This window comes from Metasolibacillus fluoroglycofenilyticus (genome assembly GCF_003049645.1).
Classification (GTDB): Bacteria; Bacillota; Bacilli; order Bacillales_A; family Planococcaceae; genus Metasolibacillus; species Metasolibacillus fluoroglycofenilyticus.
In genome coordinates this window covers 1,207,311-1,229,087 of the sequence record NZ_PYWK01000001.1, presented here as the reverse complement: position 1 = coordinate 1,229,087, position 21,777 = coordinate 1,207,311, and the positions used below count along the sequence as shown (strand labels likewise).

Here is a 21,777-nt window from a genome sequence, read left to right as displayed (position 1 = left end):
AACAGAGAGAAAAAATGTTACTTTTAAGTCCTTATATTAGGGGTTATAGAAATTTAAAAATATCGAACTGAAATTAAATAAATTAGTCATCTCTATTGGCGAAAATAATAGAGGGAAAAGTAAGTTATTGAAAGCAATTACCCTAACATCTTAATATAATGAAAAAATAAATGTTAAGAGAAAACTCTAATTACATTATATAAATTATAATATAGATAACACCTATTTTACCTTTATAATGAAAAAAATATTTTAAATTACTCATTTACTTCTTATTTGTTCTATTGGTATAATTCACCTAGTGGCTCTTAGAATCTAAATTATAATAAGGAGATAAATAAAATGATAGGAAAAATTAAATTAAAGAACTTTTTTATTAATATTTTAGTAATGGCTATGGTGTTTACTACACTTTTTCCATTACATAATGTAGCAAATGCTGAAAACCCAGAAGATAACCTCTTACCTCCTGGAACCGAAGTAATTACTACTGATAATCTTACAAAGGTAAGTTATTTTGAAGACGGAAAAAGATATACCGTTTCCGTTGATAAATTATCTAAGAAGATGTATATGGAAACTGGTCTTGTTAAATACGAAATTGTATTAGAAAATATAGAAGGTGATTCAAACGAAATGCAAGGTTATCTAATTAACATTGCAGATGGAAGTATTATTAATTTTCAAGATTTAAATCAAAAAATAGACAATGGTAATATTACGCCTTACTTTGGTTTTGCTGTACCATTAGCGTTACCATATATAGCAAAAGGTATTGAATTACTCTTATTAGCCGGTACATTGATTTATATTAGTGGGTTAGAATATACTATTCCTACTAACATCGCTGAAATAACAAATAAGTATCCAAATCATAAATATCATGCTGCTTGGACCCACTTACCAAACGGTGATGCTAAACAGAGTATAGTAGTAATTGGTCCTGGAATATCTGAAGCTGAGGCTCGAGCTCGATTGGCTTTGGGTGAAAGTGTTTTTGGTAGAACCGAGACCTATGCAAAAAGTATTTTTAGAACTATTGTAAGAGGTCCTGAACAACATGGGCCTTTCCCTAGATATTTACCGCATTATCACGGAGAAGTATTTGATGCAGAACGAGGGATTTTTGTAAACGGAAATGGTCATTCATGGTACATGGGTAATATTTGGAAAAACTAACATATTCTAAACTTAGATGTTTTTTAGTATATTCACTTATAAGTTTGTTAAAGACAAGTAGTTAAATTTAGTTTTAAACAAATATATGATTTTATTTGGGAGCCACCGATTCTAAAAAATTTCAATTTAAAAATTTAACATAACAATGTATCTTTTATAGAAATATCCGAACTATTGTAAACGTCAATCCTAATTGGTTTATACATAGTTTGGGATTTTTTTGCTAGCGGAAATTTAGAGCGGACTCAAGCACACATATTTAAAGTGATTTCAGAGTTATTTAGAATATTTAATACACTTGAACGCAAGTCTACTCCAATTCATCTAGGGGGAAGTTAAAGTTGCTCAAGCGATTATACAAAAAGAGTAATATCAGAAAAACGCGGATTTAAATAAAATTACCAAACAAAGGTTTGGAAATGTTATACTTTTAATCAAAAGAGTAGAAGAGTTTAATAATTATCAAAAGATAAAAATTGCTATAAAAAAAGTTATACGCTGGAGGCATTCATATGTTAATGATAAACAAAAATGTAATAGGTGAAGAGTATAAAAAATTAATAAACATATTATCTGAACATTGCGATTACTTCGCTTTTGTCGAAAATAGACAAATGATGAAAAATGAAAAGGAGCGCCTTGATTATATCACTAATCTGATTACTAAAATTCAAGGAAATTTAATCAAAACCAATATACAATCAAAATGGGAGACAACAGCACTTGGTGCGGGTAATACAGCATATGTTTTTTATTTTGAGATAAACGATGCTACAAGTGAATTTTTAAAAGAAAAGAGCAATTCTCTTTTTGAGTGGCATAACCCAAAATTACCAGAAGACTTAATGTTTTATCAAAATGATAAGTGTTTGTTGGCTGGCTGTTCACACGAGGGGTTTTTTATGGTTGATGAAACATTATGGAACAGTTTCTTATTAAGTTAACTAAAACTTGTTTGGAAATACATAAAAGTCCACAAATACTGCTAATGAACTGCTCCCTATCAAGTAGTCAGGGAAAATAATAAAGATGCTTTATGCGGCTTGAGCCCTGTATTCTAAAGGGCTCAAGCCGTTTAAACATTTTTGGTAACAAATGCAAAATTCTAGGCTTGTTGATTATCGAGAACTTTCGGATGCTATGGGCAGAGAGATGTTGTCTGATTTCAAGCAAATTATTATTGAAAAAATCATTGTATAACGAGAAAATCACTTGAAACTCCAAATTTCAAGTGATTTTTTCCAAGCTATTGAACCCTTGATACATCTACATTCCTACGCAATCGTAAGTCTCTTCACTACCGCACATCCCAAAGTTTGAAATGCTACTGTTCTCAAGGCTTCGACACCTCTTTCTTTCATTCAAATTCATATGAAATGGCAGAAAGCGCATATAATGGTGCGGTTTCTGCACGTAAAATTCTAGGACCAAGCGACATCGTTTCAGCACCTGCTTTTAATAAGCTAGCAGATTCTTGACGCGATATGCCTCCTTCTGGACCAAAAATACATAATATTGATTCCAATTTATTATCATACACCTTTTTTAGCTTATCCGCAAACTTTGTACGTTGTAATTGCTTTGCATCTTCTTCATCTGCAATGAAAACGGCATCGTATTTAGGTATTAGCTCAAGCAATTGCTTGAATGAGATAGGCTGAGAAATGCTAGGGACATATGTACGGTGCGATTGCTCGGCTGCCTCCTGCGCAATTTTTTGCAGGCGCTCAGTCTTTTTCTCTCCTTTTTTATCATCCCATTTGACGATGGAACGTTCCGCAGCAAATGGAATTAATGCGTGCATACCTAGTTCTGTCGCTTTTTGCGTAATGAGTTCAAGTTTATCACCTTTAGGTAAACCGCATGCAATATCAACTTTAATTGGCATTTCTGGTGATGCAACTGTGCGACCAGTATTTTCTACAATAATTGTTGTATCCAAAACAACAATTGTACAAATATACGCTTCCCCATTTGTTACAACAATTAATTCATCACCAATTTGCATACGCATGACTTTGCTTATATGCTTGGCACTCTCCCCAATAATTTCTAGCTGTGCCTTGTCGTCAAACTGTTCATTAATAAAATATCGTTGCATATAATCGCTCCTTAATTATGAAGAGAAAAGTGGCTGCCAAGAAAGATTTCATCTTTCCCGACAGCCAAAACCCCAGATTGTTCCTATATTTGCGTTCCTACTCGCATTAAGGTCTACGAGAAATAATCGCTACCCAATCTTCCATCATTAAAATTTCTTCCACTTGGAAGCCTGATGCTTCAAGAGCCGCTTTAACATCATCTTTTTTCGCACCAATAATACCAGATGTTACGTAAACACCGCCCGGCTTTACGATAGAAAAAGCATCATCTGTGAAGCTCATAATAATTTCAGCTAAAATATTGGCAACGACAACATCTGCTGGCTCTTTCACTGTGTCTAATAAGTTGCCGTGGAATACTTTAACAATATGCTCAACTTTATTTAATTGCGTGTTTTCCTGAGCAGATTTTACAGCGACTTCATCTAAGTCAAGTGCATGCACTTTTTCTGCACCAAGCATTGCTGCACCTATTGATAGGACACCTGACCCTGTACCAACATCAACAACCGTTTGCCCCTGCTGGACAACTTTTTCAAGCGCCTGTAAGCACATGACCGTTGTTGGATGTGTCCCTGTACCAAAAGCCATACCGGGGTCAAGCTCAATGATTAACTCGTCTGTTGAAACAGGCGTGTAGTCCTCCCATGTTGGGACGATTGTAAAGCGCTCTGAGATTTTTACTGGGTGATAGTATTGTTTCCAAGCTGTTGCCCAGTCTTCATCCTGCACTTCATTTGTCGTTAGTAAATTTTCACCTATATTTATGTCGAAATTAACAAGATTCGCGATTGCAAGTCGGATTTCTTCAACCGTTTCAGCTAAAAAGCTTGTGGCAGATAAATATGCTTTTACTACTACACCATTTTTCGGGAAATCATCTGGATTTAATGCATAAATCTCACCAAATTGATCAATTCTTTCCTTCGTTAATTCGATTGAATCCTCTATAACAACACCACTCGCACCTGCCTCATGCAATATATTTGATACAGCGTCTACTGCCTCATGTGTTGTTAAAACTGACAACTCTGTCCACTTCACTTGCAACCACTCCTCTTAAAATTATTCACCCTTAAATTTTTTCTTTAGCTGATCCCATAAGGAGCTACCATGTTCTTCTGGAATATCACCGCTAATTTCTGCAAAATCACGCAATAATTGCTTTTGCTTTTCTGTCAACTTTGTTGGTGTAATCACTTTTACAACGACATATTGATGACCTGTTCCATAGCCATGCACATTTTTAATTCCTTTGTCCTTAATGCGGAATTGTGCACCAGATTGCGTGCCCGCAGGAATTTTCAGCTTCACTTTTCCATGGACTGTAGGCACTTCAATTTCATCGCCTAATGCTGCTTGAGGGAATGTTAGCTTTAATTCGTAATAAATATCGTCACCATCACGCTCAAAATATTCGTGGTTGCGCACGTAGAACACGATATATAAATCCCCCGCGGGACCGCCGTTAACACCTGGCTCCCCTTGACCTGCAACACGTAATTGCTGTCCATCATCTACGCCAGCAGGAATTGTTACTTTAATTTTCTTGCGTTTTTGAACTGTACCTGCACCACGACACGTTGTACATTTATCTACAATAATTTTACCTGCGCCACGGCAACTTGGACAGCTTCGCTTATTTACCATGCGACCTAATGGCGTATCAACTGTTTGATTAATTTGCCCTGCCCCGTTACATTGAGAACATTTTTGAGGTGTTGTACCCGGTTTAGCCCCTGAGCCATGACATGTGTCACAAGGCTCATCTTTTGGAATTTCAATTTCTGCCTCCTTGCCAAATACCGCTTCCTCAAAATTAATATTCATGCGATATTGCAGGTCGTCACCTTTGCGCGGTGCGTTTGGATCTTGACGTCGACCGCCACCGAAAAATGAGCTAAAAATATCTTCGAAGCCGCCAAAGCCGCCGCTAAATCCGCCACCGCCAAAGCCAGCATTCGGGTCCTCATGACCAAACTGATCATAGCGTGCTTTCTTCTGCTCATCAGATAACACTTCATATGCTTCTGCGATTTCTTTAAATTTTTCATCAGCACCTGGCTCTTTATTAATGTCTGGGTGATACTGCTTCGACAGTTTTCGATATGCTTTTTTTATCTCATCCTTACTGGCACCTTTTGCAAGGCCTAGCACTTCATAATAATCGCGCTTACTCATCTAATTACACTCCGATCTTTTTTGCATAAAGTTTATTTTACCATGTGACGACAAAAACTGCTCTAAATTTATACTATGCAAATGAAAAAATCATCCATCCATACGGGGCAGTTTTTGAACAGTGAAAAGCCAAAGCCGCAAGCGGTCTTTGGCTTTTTTTACGATTATTTATCGTCTTTTACTTCTTCAAAGTCAGCATCTACAACACCGTCATCTTTTTTGTCTGTGTTTGCATCTGCATCACCTTGTGCAGCCTGAGCTGCTGCAGCAGCTTGTTCATAAACTTTCATAACTAGCGGTTGTAAAATACCTTCTAATTTTTCTTTCGCTGCTTTAATTTCTTCAAATTCGCCAGCTTCTAAAGCTGCCTTTAATTCATCGCGAGCGTCTTCCACAGATTTCTTCTCATCCTCAGAAATTTGCTCTCCTAAATCCGTTACTGTTTTATCCACTTGGAATACAAGTTGATCCGCTTCATTGCGTAGCTCTGCTTCTTCCTTGCGCTTTGCATCTGCCTCAGCATTTGCTTCAGCGTCTTTCACCATACGCTCAACCTCTTCATCCGTTAAGCCAGAGTCAGATTGAATTACAATTGTTTGTTCTTTATTCGTGCCTAAATCTTTCGCTTTAACAGATACGATACCGTTTTTATCGATATCAAATGTTACTTCAATTTGTGGAATGCCACGTGGTGCTGGTGGAATATCAGCTAGTTGGAAGCGACCTAATGTTTTATTGTCTGCTGCCATTGGGCGTTCCCCTTGTAATACGTGAATATCTACTGCTGGTTGGTTGTCCGCAGCTGTAGAGAATACTTGTGATTTCGATGTAGGAATCGTTGTGTTGCGGTCGATTAATTTTGTAAACACGCCACCCATTGTTTCAATACCTAATGATAGCGGTGTTACGTCTAATAACACGATATCTTTTACATCACCAGTTAAAACGCCGCCTTGTACAGCCGCCCCCATTGCTACTACTTCGTCTGGGTTTACACCTTTATGTGGCTCTTTACCTGTTGCATTTTTAATTGCTTCCACTACAGCAGGAATACGAGTAGAACCACCAACAAGAATTACTTTATCTAGCTCAGAAGCTGAAAGACCTGCATCAGATAATGCTTGACGTGTTGGAATAATTGTACGCTCTACTAAATCGCGAGTTAAATCATCGAATTTCGCACGAGTTAATGTTACTTCTAAGTGAAGTGGGCCATCAGCACCTGCTGTGATGAATGGTAATGAAATTTGTGTTGATGTTACACCAGACAAATCTTTTTTCGCTTTTTCAGCAGCATCTTTTAAACGTTGCATAGCCATTTTATCTTTTGATAAATCAATCGCATTTTCTTTTCTGAATTCTTCCACTAGGAAAGCGATAATTTTGTCGTCGAAGTCATCGCCACCAAGCTTGTTGTCACCCGCTGTCGCTAATACTTCGAATACACCATCGCCTAGTTCAAGAATCGATACGTCAAACGTACCACCACCAAGGTCAAATACTAGTACTTTTTGGTCTTCATCTTGTTTATCTAAACCGTAAGCAAGCGCTGCTGCTGTAGGCTCATTAATGATACGCTCTACTTCAAGTCCCGCAATTTTACCAGCGTCTTTTGTTGCTTGACGCTGTGCATCATTGAAGTAAGCAGGAACTGTAATAACAGCCTTCGTTACCTTTTCACCTAAGTAATCTTCAGCATAGCCTTTTAAATATTGAAGAATCATCGCAGAAATTTCTTGCGGTGTATAATCATTGTCCTCAATAGTTACTTTGTCAGCAGTTCCCATTTTTGATTTAATTGACATAATTGTGTTTGGATTTGTTACAGATTGACGTTTTGCCACTTCACCAACTTGACGCTCACCGTTTTTAAACGCCACAACAGATGGTGATGTACGGTTACCTTCTGGGTTTGGAATTACTTTTGGTTCTCCGCCTTCTAATACAGATACACAAGAGTTAGTTGTACCTAAGTCAATACCGATAATTTTGCTCATTTGAAATTTTCCTCCTAATAATTAAACACAAGTATAATTAATTTATTATGAACGCATAGAATATGCAGTGTTTTACTGACAATTATGCGCTGTAAATGAAGTTATCAATTATTCGTTTACAGAAACCATCGCCGCTCTTAATACGCGGTCTTTTAATTTATAGCCTTTTTGCAACTCGCGTAAAACAATGCCCGATTCCTTCTCGCTATCCTGCTCTTGCATAACAGCTTGATGGAAATTCGGATCAAATTGCTCCCCTTCAGCAGGAATTGCCTCTAATCCCTCTTTCGCTGTTGCCTCTATGAATTGACGGTACACCATTTCAACCCCTGTATATAATGACGTCGCTTCTTCTGATGTAACTTCCACTTGTAGGGCACGCTCTAAATTATCTAGTACAGCAATTAAATCCGTTAACAAGCTTTGTGCACGGAATTTTTCTGCCGCCTCTCTATCCAATTTATTGCGACGTAGCATATTGTCATAGTCAGCTCGCAATCGTAAATAACGATCCTCTTGCTCTGCCAATTTTGCTTCAAGCTCTGCGATTTTTTGCTCGTTTTCATCTAGTGGGGTAGCGGCTTCCTCTACCTCTACCTCTACCTCTTCAGCAATTTGTTGCTCTAGTTCTTGATTTTCCACTTTTTCTGACACCCTATATCCTCCTTCAATCGTTGCTAATGTTTCGTTAAGGCGCTCGTTAGACCGCTACGCATCATCTCTAATAAAGTGACGACACGTCGATAGTCCATCCGTGTTGGTCCGATAATCGCAATGGCACCATGTTGCTCTTCACCAGTTGAAAAGGCCGTCGTAATCACACTACAGTTTTCCATTGCTAAAAGATTATTTTCAGAGCCAATGCGAATTTGAATACCTACTTGATTTGGCTGGAATAAAGTTTGCAGTTGGCTTTCTTTATCCATCAAATCCATTAGCATACGAATTTTATTCAAATCATGAAACTCCGGCTGGTTTAACATATTCGTTTTACCACCATAATAGATTTTTCCTTCTTTTTGACTTATTGAAACATCTACTAATGATTGAACGATTGAATCTGCTGCGGCAATATGTTGCTTTAATAAGCTTAGCACTTCAGCCTCGAGTTTGATGTGTAGCTCATGCAGCGGCACACCGATTAAGCGGTCATTTAAAATATTGACCATTTTTTCAATATCCGAAGGACTAAATCCCTGCGGTAAAGTTAGAACACGATTTTCCACATGACCATTGTCTGTTACAACGATTGCAACAGCTGTTTGCTCTGAGAGCGGCACAATTTGAAATTTTCTCACTTTATGCTGCTGCACATCTGGACCAAGTAAAATCGCTGTATATGTCGTTAATTCCGACAAAATGTTAGCTGATTCTCGAATAAGCTCCTCCATTTCACCAATGCGGTGATTGAAAACAGATTGAATTTGACTTATTTCTTCATCACGAATCATATGAGGCTGTAATAAATGATCGACATAAAAACGATAGCCCTTTTCAGACGGCACACGTCCTGAAGAAGTATGGGTTTTTTCTAAAAAGCCAAGCTCCTCAAGATCCGCCATTTCGTTGCGAATCGTTGCGGGGCTATACATAATACCCTCTCTCTTCGATATTTGACGTGAACCAACAGGCTGAGCAGAAGTTACAAAATCATCTACAATTACTTGTAAAATTTGCAACTGACGATTTGTTAGCACTTTGATCACCTCTGTTAGCACTCGTTTTAATGGAGTGCTAATACTACTAATAAATTAACAAATCTCTAAATTGATGTCAACCATATCGCTCGATTTAACAAGCCGCTGTCTGAAAAGTAATTTTGAGGCAGTTATTTGTTATTATTGCAAGATAGAGTAGCCCTCCATTTAAGCGTTTTTTATAGCTAATGCTTCCAATCTTCAAACTAAAAACTGTTGGAATACCTCGTTGCCTACAAAGCGCCCTTTTCGAGTTAGACGAATTCCATGCTCGTCCTGTTGTAAAAGCCCTTCTTTCACAAGTTGCTTAATTACGTCACCATAGCGTTTTTGCATCGATTCATGCATTTTCCTTTCATATGACTCAAATGTTACACCTTCTACTTTACGTAGACCTAAAAACATTTGCTCCTCCATTTTTTCTTCTAATGAAACGACATGCTCATGAATAATTGGACGCACACCTGATTGCACTGTTTCAATATATTTCTTAATTGGACCATGGTTAGAATAACGCACCCCCGCCAAATAGCCATGTGCGCCTGCACCGAAGCCAGCATACTCATCGTTATCCCAATAAATTTTATTATGCACAGAGGCAAAGCCATCACGTGCAAAATTGCTAATTTCATATTGCGCTAAGCCTGCTGCCTCCATTTCACGCAATAACATATCATACATATCCGCCTCTAAGTCTTGTGTCGGTAAATGCAATTTGCCTTTTGCGTATTGAATGTAAAAGACAGTTTTTGGCTCAACGATTAATGAATAGGCTGAAAAATGTGGTAGCTGCAGCGCTAAGGCTGCTTGCAATGTTTGCTCCCACTGCTCCATCGTTTGTCCAGGTAGACCATACATTAAATCGATGCTTATGTTGTCAAAACCTACTTGCTTCGCTGTTTTAATCGCCTCATATACATGCGAATTGCTATGTGTACGTCCGATTTTCGTTAACAGTTCGGCATCAAAGGACTGTACACCCATACTTAATCGGTTCACACCACCAGCATACAATGCTTGCAACTTATCTCGCGTCAACTCGTCTGGATTTGCTTCCGATGTAAACTCTTTTACGTATTGCATCGGGATAAAGTTTCGAATAATTTCAAGTAATCGACTAATTTGTGTTGCAGATAAGGAGGTTGGAGTTCCTCCACCTAAAAAAATCGTTTCAATTTGTTGAAATGCCTCTGGATGCTGCTCTACAACCATCGCTATTTCTTGTCCAAGTGCCTCAATATATTCATCTACTGGCTGATTTTTAAAAAATACTTTATTAAAATCACAGTAATGACAAATTTGATGACAGAAGGGAATATGAATATAAACACCTCTAGCCATTAAAATCACTTCCCTTTTTTAAGTCGGTTGTGCAAATTACAACTTGAGTTCCTACAATTATAACGAAAAAACAGCGCTGATAAAACTGATTCATTACGCTACGGCGAATTACATAGAGCATTGACGAATTGTTCTTTAGCCTTCATCATAATTGGTGGAGGTGTCTCACTTTGTATTTATATCTCGGAATTATCCCGCTTTCCCTGTTTATTATTTTTCTTATTTCATATTTAATAGACCCTAGAAAAATAATCAATGGCTTTCTATTTAACTTTTTCCTTATTACTTTTTTAACATTTTGCTTAGCGGTCTCATTATCGTCTGAGCAGTATATATTGAAGCTCGCTATTATTATACCTGTCGCTGCCTTGCTCCTATTAATTCCTTTTGCAATAGTAGCTTTCACTGTCGCATTATTTTTGAATGCCCGCACTTTAATGCGTAGAGAAGGGCGACGTTTTGCCAATTCCTTAACATTGCTGTTAGGTCTTGCTATTGTTGCCTATTTTATTATAGGGTCATTCAACTTAACAGGTCGATTTCCATTAGAATTTCAACCATTCTTTGCAGCAACTTCTTTTGTTATTATGTATTTTTTATTCCATGTGTCAAACTTTCTATCTGCTTATTTTTTATATCAATTTAATCGCCCACGCCTACACCAGGATTTCATTATCGTATTAGGCAGCGGTTTAATCAATGATAAAGTACCGCCACTTTTGGCAAGTAGGATTAATAAGGCAATTGATTTTTATCATAAACAGGCTAAGGTGACAACGCCTCCGATAATTATTTTTTCTGGTGGTCAAGGTCCAAATGAAGGGCTTCCAGAGGCGGAGGCAATGCAAAAATATGCGCTCGAAAAAGGAATTCCGCTTGAGCACACTATGCAGGAAAATAAATCTGTCAATACGTATGAAAATATGCTTTTTTCTAAGCGAATTATGGATTCATTAAAGCCTAAGTATAACAGCATTTTCACTACGAATAATTTTCATTTATTTCGAGCAGGCTTGTATGCGCGGCAAGCAGGTTTAAACAGCCAAGGAATCGGCGCAAAAACGGCCTTTTACTATTGGCCGAATGCTATGATTCGCGAGTATGTTGCAATTGTTGTGATGGGCAAAAAACGTCATTTGATTATTATTAGTATTGTTTTCTTCTTTGCAGCATTATTATCATTACTCATTTATTTAGTAAATTAGCAAGTAAGGCTGTCTAGAAAATGAGCGACTATGCTATTTTTCAGACAGCCAGTGCAATGGAGGCTGAATATGGGCTGGTAATTTCGTTCGATTGTCACCATGCGCTGAATTAATTTGCATTTGCGTTAAAAACATAGCCGTAGAAAGATTCGCCCCTCTTAAATTGGCATCGCGTAAATCGGCTCCAATAAAATCAGCGCCCCTTAAATCCGAATCCTGCAAATTTGCCGCAATTAAATAAGCTCCTCTTAAATCGGTCGTTCTTAAATCTTTCCCTTTCAGATTTTTGCCAACCCAATCTATACCTCGACATTGTTTTCCTTTTTTTATTTTAAAAACGTTTGAACTTAGCTCACTACGGATATACTTACTTGTTTCTAAAAGCAGTTCATTGATTGGTTGCCGACAGCCGATAATATCTAATGCTAATAAGTAGTCAGCGTCCATATTTGTTAGGCTCTGCAACTTGCCCAACTGTTTGTCTAACTGATTTCTCATTGAATGTGAAATTGGATATGTCAATGCTTCAGCCACAAAGGCAATCATTTCATAAAGTTGTTGCATAATCGGAAATACACGGAACATTTTTTGAGAAACCTCAGGATAATCCTGCCAGCTTTGTCCATCAAACGTATGTTGAGAGACTTTTTGTCCAGCCCCTAAACAATCGAATACTGTACATCCTTTAAATCCTTCTGCCCTTAAATTTTTATGTATTTTACAACGAAAATCTTTTTGCAAATTAGAACAAGGTGTTTCAGCAGGCTTATTCATAGCGAAATCACTCGATGCAACAATATTAAGCGCTGTACAGCACAGCCCAAAGCATTTCGTACAATCCGCTTTTAAATTTCCCCTAATATTTTCAGCTGCTTTACTCTCCATTTTATTCCTCCCATTCAGCACCTAGATAGGCTGGCTTAAGCTCTATTTCGGTTATTTGCTTATCATACTTTGCTTGAAAATATATTGGTCTAGCAACTGATTATTCGGCTCCATTGAAAAACCACCGCCACCCATCGCAATTATTTGTTTCATTTTGCATGCCTCCTCTTTATTTTCACCTAAGCTAATTCTATCAAGTTGAAGAAAAATGTTTAACTAAATCAAGAAAAAATCTGCCAATAACAGAAATTAATTGGCAGACTTTGTCGATAGTAAAATGTTCGATTATTAGTTATTTCTGGTCGTCCATCTTCAGCACAGCCATGAATGCTTCCTGAGGAACTTCTACAGAACCTACTTGCTTCATGCGCTTTTTACCTTCTTTTTGTTTATCAAGAAGCTTGCGTTTACGAGAAATATCTCCACCGTAACATTTTGCTAGAACGTTTTTGCGGATGGCTTTAATTGTAGAACGCGCGACGATTTTTTGTCCGATTGCCGCTTGTACAGGCACTTCGAATTGCTGTCTAGGAATTAATTCTTTCAGCTTTTCTACAATTACTTTACCGCGCTCGTAAGCAAAATCACGGTGGACGATGAAGCTTAGTGCATCGACATGTTCGCTGTTTAATAAAATATCCATTTTTACAAGCTTTGATGGCTTATAGCCAATAAGCTCATAGTCAAATGATGCGTAGCCTTTCGTATTTGATTTTAAATAATCAAAGAAATCGTAAACAATTTCCGAAAGTGGGATTTCATATTGAATGCTAACGCGTGTCGTATCGATATAATCCATGCCCATGAAATTACCGCGCTTCATTTGACATAGCTCCATTACTGCGCCAACATAATCATTCGGAACCATAATTGTCGCCTTTACATAAGGCTCCTCGATGCGATCAATTTTTTGTGGGTCTGGCATCATCGATGGGTTATCAACACGAAGTGACGTGTCATCCGTCATAAATACTTCATAAATAACAGATGGTGCTGTTGTAATCAAGTCAATATTGAATTCACGCTCGATGCGCTCTTGAATAATTTCCATATGCAGTAAGCCTAAGAAGCCACAGCGGAAGCCGAAGCCAAGTGCTTGTGAAGTTTCTGGCTCATACTGTAATGCAGAGTCATTTAACTCTAATTTCTCCAACGCCTCACGTAAATCATTATATTTTGCTGTATCAATCGGATATAAGCCACAGAATACCATTGGGTTTAATTTACGGTAGCCCGGTAATGCTTCTGTTGCGCCTTTACTGCCTGCAAATGTTACCGTATCACCAACACGTGTATCTTGAACATTTTTAATAGAAGCCGTTAAATAACCAACATCCCCAACTGTTAACTCTGCTTGTGGCACTGATTTTGGTGTATGAATCCCTACTTCAATTACCTCGAATTCTGCACCAGTAGCCATCATGCGGATTTTATCGCCAGGCTTCACTGTACCATTCACGATTCGGATTGAAATAATAACACCTTTATATGCATCATAAACAGAGTCAAAAATTAAGGCTTGCAACGGCGCTTCAGGGTCACCCGCTGGCGCAGGCACTTTTTCTACAACTTGCTCTAAAATATCCTGAATCCCAATACCGGCCTTAGCTGATGCTAAAACTGCCTCTGATGCATCTAAACCAATAACATCTTCAATTTCCTGCTTGACGCGCTCTGGGTCAGCAGCAGGCAAATCGATTTTATTAATAACTGGTAGAATTTCTAGGTCATTATCCAAAGCTAAATAAACATTTGCTAATGTCTGCGCTTCAATCCCTTGCGCCGCATCAACAACTAAAATAGCTCCTTCACATGCCGCTAAGGAACGCGATACTTCATACGTAAAATCGACGTGCCCCGGTGTATCAATTAAATGGAATGTATACGTTTCTCCATCTTTCGCCAAATATTTTAATTGGACAGCATTTAATTTAATCGTGATGCCGCGCTCACGCTCTAAGTCCATAGAATCAAGTAGCTGCGACTTCATTTCGCGCTGTGTTACTGTTTGTGTTGATTCTAAAAGTCGGTCCGCTAATGTCGATTTCCCATGGTCGATATGGGCAATAATCGAGAAATTTCGGATATTCTGTTGTCGTTTCAAACGTTCTTCTCGGTTCATGTATATGTTCTCTCCTAAATGTAAACTATATTAAATTATACTATGAACAATACATAAAGCACAACATTAGACTAAATGGGAATGCGATTGTATCAACAACTCAGCACATTTAGATTGTTTTTTGATTATGTAAAATAAGACATATTCGTGTGTGCTTTAACTAATACTAGTTCAGATTTTTTTGAGCAAACAAGTAGAATTTCTCACGCCTGCGGTTTTAAGTCAACATAACGTTTATCTCCTAGTTATTATAATGTTTTTACAGGAAGCTCTTTAGGCATCTACTGAATTAAGCAACAAAATAAAAAAATACAGGAAGGATAGTTTTTCTTTGTTAACATCCAAAGTTTTTACCTATTCCTGTATCCATTGCAAATGGGCGGGTGATTCGAGATGAAGAGCCTAAAATAGGCTGGTCATTTGCCTTCTTTCACCACAAAAGCATTTTTGCTTTCCACACCTGTGGCAGATATAGCAGTAATACCATATGTATAGCTATGTTTAGCAAGAGCTGTCTTATCCACAAATGCGGTAATACCATTCATATTATAAACAACATCCACTATGTTTTTGGGATTATCATAGGAGCCTTCACTGTTTCCTACAAAACGATAGATTACATATTTGCGTGGCTGTATCGCATTTTCATCTATAATTTCAATTTTACGACCTCTTGCTTCCTTCGTCACTTGTACAAAAGTTGGTTCGGCAGGCGCCGTCGTATTATCCCAAACCGTACCCGGTGTCAATGCTGTATAGTTATATAGCTGCTGATTAACAATCGTTGCATAGCCTAATTTATTGCTTTCCATACTTTTTAAAGAAAAATGCATTTGCCCCATAGCCGCTGTTTTTTCTGAGCGATTAGCAAGTATTTGATTTGGTAGCTCCATTTTATTTTTCCACGCTGCATCACTATCATTGCCAACCTTGTAATCAGCAAGTCCAATATATAGATGAACGGGATGCGTTTTTGTATATGTTTGTACTTCATGGCTCCACCAATCTAACAACGTTCCGTATTTGGCAACAGATAATGTTCTTGACCAATAAATTTGTGGTGCAATGTAATCAATCGTGCCACTTTTAATCCATGTTCTTACGTCCGCGTATAAATCATCATAATTATTGACGCCCGCTTTCGTATCACTTCCTGTTTTATCTACCGATTTATTACGCCATACACCGAATGGTGAAATACCGAACTGTACATATGGCTTTGTCTCTTTAATAGCTATATATAGCTTTTTTACAAGCTGATTGACATTATCTCGTCGCCAGTCCTCCACCTTTTTAAAGGAGCCGCCATATTTTTTATAGGCAGATTGGTCTGGAAAGGCTTCTTTCGCAATTTTGTATGGATAAAAATAATCATCCATATGAACTGCATCAATATCGTAATTGGCTACTAGCTCTTTTACTGTTTCTACTAAATAGTTTTGTACTTCTGGTAAACCGGGATTTAGATAGTATTGCTTACCATATTTAACAACCCAGCCCGGATTTGTTCTTGCCACATTATTTGAAGCGAGGTCTGATAATTTTTGGCTAGGCATTGTGACACGATACGGGTTCATCCATGCATGTAACTCCATCCCCCGTCTATGTGCTTCCTCTACCATAATCGCCAGTGGGTCGTAACCAGGATTTGTTCCTTGCTTTTTCCCTGTTATGTAAGAAGACCACGGTGCAAGCTTCGATGGATACATCGCATCATTTGTTGGTCTTACTTGATAAATAACCGTATTTAACTTGCTTGCTTTTAATTTATCTAATGTTTGACGTACCCAAGCTATGTATTGCTCCTTCGTCATGCCCGCTTTCATATCAATGTTAAGAACTGTTGAAATCCAGACAGCACGCATTTCCGTCTTCGGTTGTTCAGTGCTTGCTGACACTGGATTAACAGCAACTGTTGATAGGCATAAAATAAAAATTATCAAGACTAAACTAACAAATTTCCATTTACTGTGTTTTCTTTTCATAATTCCTCCACATGATTATTTTCCTATTTTAGTATACGACAAGTGCTAGATACATGCTAGAATATCAAGCATTTCAGCGATGGGAAAATGCAAAAAAACTGCCGAGAAAGCTACTAACTATTTTCTCGACAGAATTTTTATTTTTTAATAATATACATTGCTCAATACATAATCGCTATAAATTGTGTGCGTGTAACAGAATCATTTGCTTTGAGGTAACCAACTTCATAGAAAAAATTGCTGAATCTTGATAAAATAATCTACCTCAGCAGTATGACGATATGCCTTCTTACTATATTTTCTCATTCGCATTAATTTTTGCAATAGCCTGTGCCAATACTGCTACTGTACGCAAAATTTCTTCTTCGGTATTATCAATGCCGCCAAGCTCTACTAACAGCATTTTATGAAATAAATCTTGATTATACACACCATCTACACCTACACCAGACTTTTTCATCACACCTCTTGAAATTCCGGGTACAATATTGTTCATTGCTGTATGCAGCGCTTCAGCATACGTCAAATTCCCTTCATAGCCTGGGTGGTCTAACCCAACAACGAACGCGACTTTTGCAAAGTTCATTTCAGGTGTTTCTAATGTTGTCACCTTTCTTCCAACTGCGTCACGATGAAAATCGATTACTAAATCGTATAAATTTGTTGCCAGCTCCTCTTGAATATACGGACGCACAACTCGATATGCTTGGTGAAAATCTGCCCCTTGCTGCTTCATTACATTCATCACATCAACGTCCAGCACAGTTCCTTGCAAATTATTTAATTGGAAATGATTAAGCATTGCCTGTTGCATTGTAAAAATATTCGTTTGCTCATCATACACTGCCTGCATACCTGTTTTACTTTCTACAACAGGCTTATATGCCTCATGAGAATGCGTGTAAACAAACAGAATTTCCAAAGGTTTAGGCGTGGCATTTACAGGACTAGGATTAATAGTTGTTGCAGCAGCATAAACGACCTTTTTTTCTGGTACAGATTCAGATTCAGTTTCCTTTATAGCCACATGGTTATTCGGAAAAGGAAGCTGTCCCATAATAATTGGTAGTAAAAATAAAACAAAGAGCAGCAGAAAAAAGCGTTGCATCACTTTCATAGCTTGCATCCCCTCCTTCCACTACTCTATGGAAGGAGAAGAATGTTTAGAACTTATGAATCCGCTGTAGTTAAATGGAATAAACTGTTTGAAATTAATAGCGCATATTGCATAAGCCATATATCGACTTCCTTTGGTGTGACGATAAAGCGCTCCTGTGCATGAAATGCTTCTTCAAATAACTGTCTTTTATCATCAATTGACCATGTCGACCATTCACCAAAAATCGGCTTCACTAATGATAAATCGGCATTCTGCGTATCTGAGCGCCAGCCTGTTACAGAAAGTTTACCAGAGGGCTTCTCACGCTCGCTAATACGCGCCGCTATCGAACGAAATACCATATCAACTGCATCGGCTATTAGCACAGTCGCCTCCACGACAGTTGGAATACCGATAGCTAATACAGGAATCCCAAGCACCTCTTTTGATATTTCTGCACGCTGATTGCCAACACCAGAACCCGGATGAATGCCTGTATCCGTTAATTGAATCGTACGGCATAGTCGTTTACTGCTCCTTGTCGCAAGTGCGTCAATAACAATAACGGCAGCTGGCTTAATTTTTTCCGCTAAGGCTTTTACAAATTCACTCGTTTCAAAGCCCGTTTGCCCCGTTACCCCTGGCGCATACATGATGAACTGTTCATTCGGATTTTCTGAAAATGCGCTTTGTAACTCATCAATTGCTATCGGTCCAATTGCATCTGGTGTAATCGTTTTATTACCTAGCCCTACAATAAGTATTTTATTTGGAGATTGGTAATGAATATCTTTTAACAGCATGGCAATATATTTTTGCAAAACTTGCTGCAATTGTGTAAAGCCATCCGTATCACTTGGGTAAAGCGTTGGAATCGATAGTGTTATATATGTTCCTTGCTTTTTGCCAATCTGCTGTTCTCCTTCTTTTGATACAGTTACCTTCGTAATCTCAACGCGCTGCTCACGCAGCTCCTCCATCAAAACCCCGCTTTGTCGCGCTGTTCTTTCCTTCTGTTGCTGGGATTCATACGTTAACACTTCATCTGTTTCATCTACTAAATCCGTTCTACCCCAATTTACTTGTTCCATATTTTCACCTCATTTTTTAGTGTGGTCAAACTGTCAAGTAAATATTCTTTGCATTTATGTATTGCAATTAAGCTTGGGGTTTGGTAGAATGATTTTTGTTGTATTGACACATGAAATAAGTGAGAAGATACTCATCTCGTACCTAATATTTAGGAGGTGAAAGTTATGCCAAATATTAAATCTGCTATTAAACGTGTTAAAGTTAACGCAAAAGCAAACGAAGCAAACTCTCAAGCAAAATCTGCTATGCGTACTGCAGTTAAAAAAGCTGAGCAAGCTTTAGTTGCTGGTGCTGAAAATGCACAAGAATTAGTAGTTGCTGCTTCTAAAGCAGTTGATACTGCTGTTGGTAAAGGTCTTATCCACAAAAACGCAGCTGCTCGTACAAAATCTCGTTTAGCTAAAAAAGCTTAAGTCATATATTATGATGATGCTGCACCCCAAAGGTTAGAAAAAATCTAACTTTTGGGGTATTTTTTATCATTCGATTTCTTTCCAGAACAGACTTTATTATTAACTTAAGGTGATTGAAATGAATCAAAAAATTTTAATTGTAGAAGATGATTTATTATGGTGCTCTATCGTTAGTGATTTTTTACAAAATCATCAATATGATATTACCATTGCAAACAGTGCTGAAGAAGCCATGGAAAAGCTAGATACAGATTATCCATGTATGATTTTACTTGATTTACTGTTACCTGGAATGAGTGGAGAAGCTTTTTGCGAATGGGTCAGAAATCATCACATGCATGATATATCTATTATTATGATGAGTAGCAAACATACTATAGAAGATAAAATTAACGGTTTAAAAATGGGCGCAGATGACTATTTAGTAAAACCTATCAATTTAGAGGAACTACTTGCCCATATTGAAGCTGTATTACGTAGAACAGGATTATTTTGTCAAAAAATAATAAATAAAGGGCTTTGTATTAAACCACGAAAAGGTGAGGTTTTACTAAATGGTGAACAAATCAGTTTGACAAAACATGAGTTTATGATGCTATATTATTTCATGAATCATCCTAATATTATCCTTTCTCGCGAGGATTTAATTACACATTTATACCCAAATATTGAACGAGAAGTATTAGACCGCACTATTGATGCACATATCAAAAAATTAAGACTTAAAATTGAAAATGACCCTAAAAATCCAACTCGAATTATAACTGTTCGAGGCTTAGGTTATAAATATCTTGACGGCAATCAAATAAAATAAGCTTTCTTGAATTTATACTGTACTCTTTTGATGTTAATAAAAAGGCGATTGTCCCAAAAGCATTGCACCGCCTGCCTTTAAGACATTTTCGATAATGTTTAAGCAAGTCTATTTTCGTAAACCTTGTTGCTTTTTGACAGATATTACTGTGATAGAATACAGTAAGGGGGTTAGATTGATGGAAGGTTTTGAAATTTTTATTTATATTGCGTTCGGAGCAACTGTGCTTTTGGTTGTCGCATCGATACTTTTGAAAAAATTTATTCCAGAGAAGAAAGATAAGTATCTTAGTATTAGTTTTTATGGGCTACTAATAATAAGCATAGGTATTGTTATTATCGGCTTGTTTATAGGTGGTTGGAGTGGTATGGGTTATGGGCTTATTGGGGCCTCTATTCTCGTAGGTACAATAATAGGTCGTATTATAAACAGTGTCACAAGTTACTTTTTTGGCAAACAAAATTAATTGGGGTGGCAAGTTAAAAAAGTCAGTTGTTTTGTAAGTACATGAAAAGGAAGAATTTCGTTTCTTTACTGCCAAAACACCATTGTCAGCGTCCAAAATGCCAGTTAGACAAAGCTTTTTGGACGCCTCCTTGAGTCAGTTTATTTAAAATCTGCTAATACTTCTTCCCAATTAATCGTACCATCTTTTACTTGGTCACGTCGCTCCTTCGTCATAATATCAGAAGGTTTTCCACCTTGTGGCCAATCTTTATCATGACCCGTCCACTCTGGGCGGTCTTGAGATAAAATATAAGCGGCTAAATCTGCTGCATCTTGATCAGATAGAGAGCCAGCCGCACCTATAGGCATATATGCTTGAATATAGCCAGCCATTTTTGACATACGCCCTAAACCTGCTCCATCATTAAATGATTCTGGTCCCCATAAAGCCGGGCCTGTGTTCGCACCATTTCCGGTCCCATCTACTGCATGACAAGCAACACATGATTGTTGATATAGCTTTTCCCCATCTGTCACGCTTGGTGTCGGCACCTTTTTCATATCTGCTGATTTTGCCCATGGTCGTTCCTGACCAATTGTCACACCTTCAGAAATATATTTAAAATAGGCAACCATTGCTTCAAGCTCATCACTGTTTACTTCAAATTTTTCACCATTCATGCTTCGAACCATACAGCCATTAATCCGTTCTTCAATTGTTACAATATCACCTGAGCGAGCGATATATTTTGGATAATCTGCCATTACACCTACAAGGGATGCTACATTTTCATCTAAACCAGCCCCTGCGTGACAACTTGTACAAGACAAATTGGCCCCAACCTTCTCTTCCGCATAAATATGTGTTTCGTTAAAAAGATTAAAGCCATAAATAATATCTTCTTTCATTTTATTGTCTGGCACATCATCCATACTAATTTTAGGAAATAAGTTACTTGCTGTAGCTACTTGATTTGTACTTACTGGTATGGGAGTTTCCACTATTGGTTCTGGTGTTTCTGAAACAAACTTTTGATTAACATAAGAACCAATTCCAATTGAAATAATGATACCAAGCCCTATTAATACTACTTGAAATATTCTCATAATCGTTCCTCCTCCTTTACCTACAGCATACTAGAAAGGAATAGGAAAAAATGGCTTTTGCATCGTTTTCCATTAGATTGCCAAAATTCTAAGAATGATATAGAACAATAT

The 21,777-nt window shown here is 37.6% G+C and carries 19 protein-coding genes and 1 pseudogene; 6 read left to right on the top strand and 14 right to left on the bottom strand.

Going from position 1 to position 21,777, the window contains the following annotated elements; translation table 11 throughout:
• Positions 1-342 precede the first annotated feature (342 nt).
• Positions 343-1,179 carry a hypothetical protein gene (locus C9J36_RS05585; RefSeq protein WP_107942470.1) on the top strand — a complete coding sequence of 279 codons (837 nt, stop codon included), beginning with the start codon at positions 343-345 and terminating at the stop codon, positions 1,177-1,179.
• Between the two features lie 512 nt (positions 1,180-1,691).
• On the top strand, positions 1,692-2,123 hold the full coding sequence (locus C9J36_RS05580) for a stage III sporulation protein AH (RefSeq protein WP_107942469.1): 432 nt from the start codon (positions 1,692-1,694) through the stop codon (positions 2,121-2,123).
• A 413-nt stretch (positions 2,124-2,536) separates the two neighbouring features.
• On the opposite strand, the gene C9J36_RS05575 is transcribed toward C9J36_RS05580, so the two are convergent.
• From C9J36_RS05575 to hemW, 7 genes are all read right to left on the bottom strand, one after another.
• Complete coding sequence (locus C9J36_RS05575) at positions 2,537-3,280, bottom strand: 16S rRNA (uracil(1498)-N(3))-methyltransferase (RefSeq protein WP_066164117.1); 744 nt, start codon at positions 3,278-3,280, stop codon at positions 2,537-2,539.
• A 106-nt stretch (positions 3,281-3,386) separates the two neighbouring features.
• Positions 3,387-4,325, bottom strand: a complete 939-nt coding sequence (gene prmA / locus C9J36_RS05570) for a 50S ribosomal protein L11 methyltransferase (RefSeq protein ID WP_107942468.1) — start codon at positions 4,323-4,325, stop codon at positions 3,387-3,389.
• A 21-nt stretch (positions 4,326-4,346) separates the two neighbouring features.
• Positions 4,347-5,462, bottom strand: a complete 1,116-nt coding sequence (gene dnaJ / locus C9J36_RS05565; RefSeq protein WP_107942467.1) for a molecular chaperone DnaJ — start codon at positions 5,460-5,462, stop codon at positions 4,347-4,349.
• Between the two features lie 164 nt (positions 5,463-5,626).
• Positions 5,627-7,459, bottom strand: coding sequence for a molecular chaperone DnaK (gene dnaK / locus C9J36_RS05560; protein WP_107942466.1), 1,833 nt, complete (start codon positions 7,457-7,459; stop codon positions 5,627-5,629).
• A gap of 108 nt (positions 7,460-7,567) precedes the next feature.
• Positions 7,568-8,113 (bottom strand): nucleotide exchange factor GrpE, encoded by a 546-nt coding sequence (gene grpE, locus C9J36_RS05555; RefSeq protein WP_107942465.1) that lies wholly within the window; start codon positions 8,111-8,113, stop codon positions 7,568-7,570.
• 23 nt (positions 8,114-8,136) lie between these two features.
• On the bottom strand, positions 8,137-9,156 hold the full coding sequence (hrcA, locus tag C9J36_RS05550) for a heat-inducible transcriptional repressor HrcA (RefSeq protein WP_066164132.1): 1,020 nt from the start codon (positions 9,154-9,156) through the stop codon (positions 8,137-8,139).
• A 201-nt stretch (positions 9,157-9,357) separates the two neighbouring features.
• Positions 9,358-10,497, bottom strand: coding sequence for a radical SAM family heme chaperone HemW (gene hemW / locus C9J36_RS05545; RefSeq protein ID WP_107942464.1), 1,140 nt, complete (start codon positions 10,495-10,497; stop codon positions 9,358-9,360).
• Positions 10,498-10,667: 170 nt separating this feature from the next.
• Here hemW and C9J36_RS05540 point away from each other — a divergent pair, with 170 nt between their 5' ends.
• A complete protein-coding gene (locus C9J36_RS05540; RefSeq protein WP_107942463.1) occupies positions 10,668-11,702 on the top strand; it encodes a YdcF family protein in 1,035 nt (344 codons plus the stop codon).
• Positions 11,703-11,735: 33 nt separating this feature from the next.
• Here the strand turns inward: C9J36_RS05540 and C9J36_RS05535 are convergent, their stop codons facing one another.
• The 6 genes and pseudogenes from C9J36_RS05535 to gpr form a co-directional block, all read right to left on the bottom strand.
• Entirely contained in the window at positions 11,736-12,587 is an 852-nt protein-coding gene (locus C9J36_RS05535) for a pentapeptide repeat-containing protein (RefSeq protein WP_107942462.1), read from the bottom strand.
• Between the two features lie 54 nt (positions 12,588-12,641).
• A pseudogene (locus C9J36_RS05530) lies at positions 12,642-12,740 on the bottom strand (peptidase E); the annotation flags it as partial.
• 139 nt (positions 12,741-12,879) lie between these two features.
• Positions 12,880-14,709 carry a translation elongation factor 4 gene (lepA, locus tag C9J36_RS05525; protein WP_066171333.1) on the bottom strand — a complete coding sequence of 610 codons (1,830 nt, stop codon included), beginning with the start codon at positions 14,707-14,709 and terminating at the stop codon, positions 12,880-12,882.
• Positions 14,710-15,125: 416 nt separating this feature from the next.
• Positions 15,126-16,694, bottom strand: coding sequence for a glycoside hydrolase family 10-like protein (locus tag C9J36_RS05520; protein ID WP_107942461.1), 1,569 nt, complete (start codon positions 16,692-16,694; stop codon positions 15,126-15,128).
• Positions 16,695-16,986: 292 nt separating this feature from the next.
• Positions 16,987-17,811, bottom strand: coding sequence for a stage II sporulation protein P (gene spoIIP, locus C9J36_RS05515; RefSeq protein ID WP_066171339.1), 825 nt, complete (start codon positions 17,809-17,811; stop codon positions 16,987-16,989).
• A gap of 53 nt (positions 17,812-17,864) precedes the next feature.
• Complete coding sequence (gpr, locus tag C9J36_RS05510; protein ID WP_066171342.1) at positions 17,865-18,884, bottom strand: GPR endopeptidase; 1,020 nt, start codon at positions 18,882-18,884, stop codon at positions 17,865-17,867.
• Between the two features lie 165 nt (positions 18,885-19,049).
• Between gpr and rpsT the strand changes: the two genes are divergently transcribed.
• The 3 genes from rpsT to C9J36_RS05495 all read left to right on the top strand — a co-directional run bounded on the left by rpsT (position 19,050) and on the right by C9J36_RS05495 (position 20,578).
• Positions 19,050-19,298 carry a 30S ribosomal protein S20 gene (rpsT, locus tag C9J36_RS05505; RefSeq protein WP_066171347.1) on the top strand — a complete coding sequence of 83 codons (249 nt, stop codon included), beginning with the start codon at positions 19,050-19,052 and terminating at the stop codon, positions 19,296-19,298.
• A gap of 118 nt (positions 19,299-19,416) precedes the next feature.
• The gene (locus C9J36_RS05500) at positions 19,417-20,112 is read left to right on the top strand and encodes a response regulator transcription factor (protein WP_066171350.1); all 696 of its coding nucleotides are present in this window, start codon (positions 19,417-19,419) and stop codon (positions 20,110-20,112) included.
• 178 nt (positions 20,113-20,290) lie between these two features.
• Entirely contained in the window at positions 20,291-20,578 is a 288-nt protein-coding gene (locus tag C9J36_RS05495) for a YesK family protein (protein WP_066171353.1), read from the top strand.
• Positions 20,579-20,718: 140 nt separating this feature from the next.
• Here the strand turns inward: C9J36_RS05495 and C9J36_RS05490 are convergent, their stop codons facing one another.
• Positions 20,719-21,666, bottom strand: a complete 948-nt coding sequence (locus C9J36_RS05490) for a c-type cytochrome (protein WP_107942459.1) — start codon at positions 21,664-21,666, stop codon at positions 20,719-20,721.
• Positions 21,667-21,777: the final 111 nt, after the last annotated feature.

Bases quoted from the DNA above. Each gene is read 5' to 3' on its own strand.
- C9J36_RS05495 (WP_066171353.1), top strand. From the start codon at position 20,291: ATGGAAGGTTTTGAAATTTTTATTTATATTGCGTTCGGAGCAACTGTG.
- dnaK (WP_107942466.1), bottom strand. From the start codon at position 7,459: ATGAGCAAAATTATCGGTATTGACTTAGGTACAACTAACTCTTGTGTA.
- C9J36_RS05535 (WP_107942462.1), bottom strand. From the start codon at position 12,587: ATGGAGAGTAAAGCAGCTGAAAATATTAGGGGAAATTTAAAAGCGGAT.
- dnaJ (WP_107942467.1), bottom strand. From the start codon at position 5,462: ATGAGTAAGCGCGATTATTATGAAGTGCTAGGCCTTGCAAAAGGTGCC.
- C9J36_RS05520 (WP_107942461.1), bottom strand. From the start codon at position 16,694: ATGAAAAGAAAACACAGTAAATGGAAATTTGTTAGTTTAGTCTTGATA.
- gpr (WP_066171342.1), bottom strand. From the start codon at position 18,884: ATGGAACAAGTAAATTGGGGTAGAACGGATTTAGTAGATGAAACAGAT.
- C9J36_RS05585 (WP_107942470.1), top strand. From the start codon at position 343: ATGATAGGAAAAATTAAATTAAAGAACTTTTTTATTAATATTTTAGTA.
- C9J36_RS05575 (WP_066164117.1), bottom strand. From the start codon at position 3,280: ATGCAACGATATTTTATTAATGAACAGTTTGACGACAAGGCACAGCTA.
- lepA (WP_066171333.1), bottom strand. From the start codon at position 14,709: ATGAACCGAGAAGAACGTTTGAAACGACAACAGAATATCCGAAATTTC.
- C9J36_RS05500 (WP_066171350.1), top strand. From the start codon at position 19,417: ATGAATCAAAAAATTTTAATTGTAGAAGATGATTTATTATGGTGCTCT.
- spoIIP (WP_066171339.1), bottom strand. From the start codon at position 17,811: ATGAAAGTGATGCAACGCTTTTTTCTGCTGCTCTTTGTTTTATTTTTA.
- hemW (WP_107942464.1), bottom strand. From the start codon at position 10,497: ATGGCTAGAGGTGTTTATATTCATATTCCCTTCTGTCATCAAATTTGT.
- rpsT (WP_066171347.1), top strand. From the start codon at position 19,050: ATGCCAAATATTAAATCTGCTATTAAACGTGTTAAAGTTAACGCAAAA.
- C9J36_RS05580 (WP_107942469.1), top strand. From the start codon at position 1,692: ATGTTAATGATAAACAAAAATGTAATAGGTGAAGAGTATAAAAAATTA.
- C9J36_RS05490 (WP_107942459.1), bottom strand. From the start codon at position 21,666: ATGAGAATATTTCAAGTAGTATTAATAGGGCTTGGTATCATTATTTCA.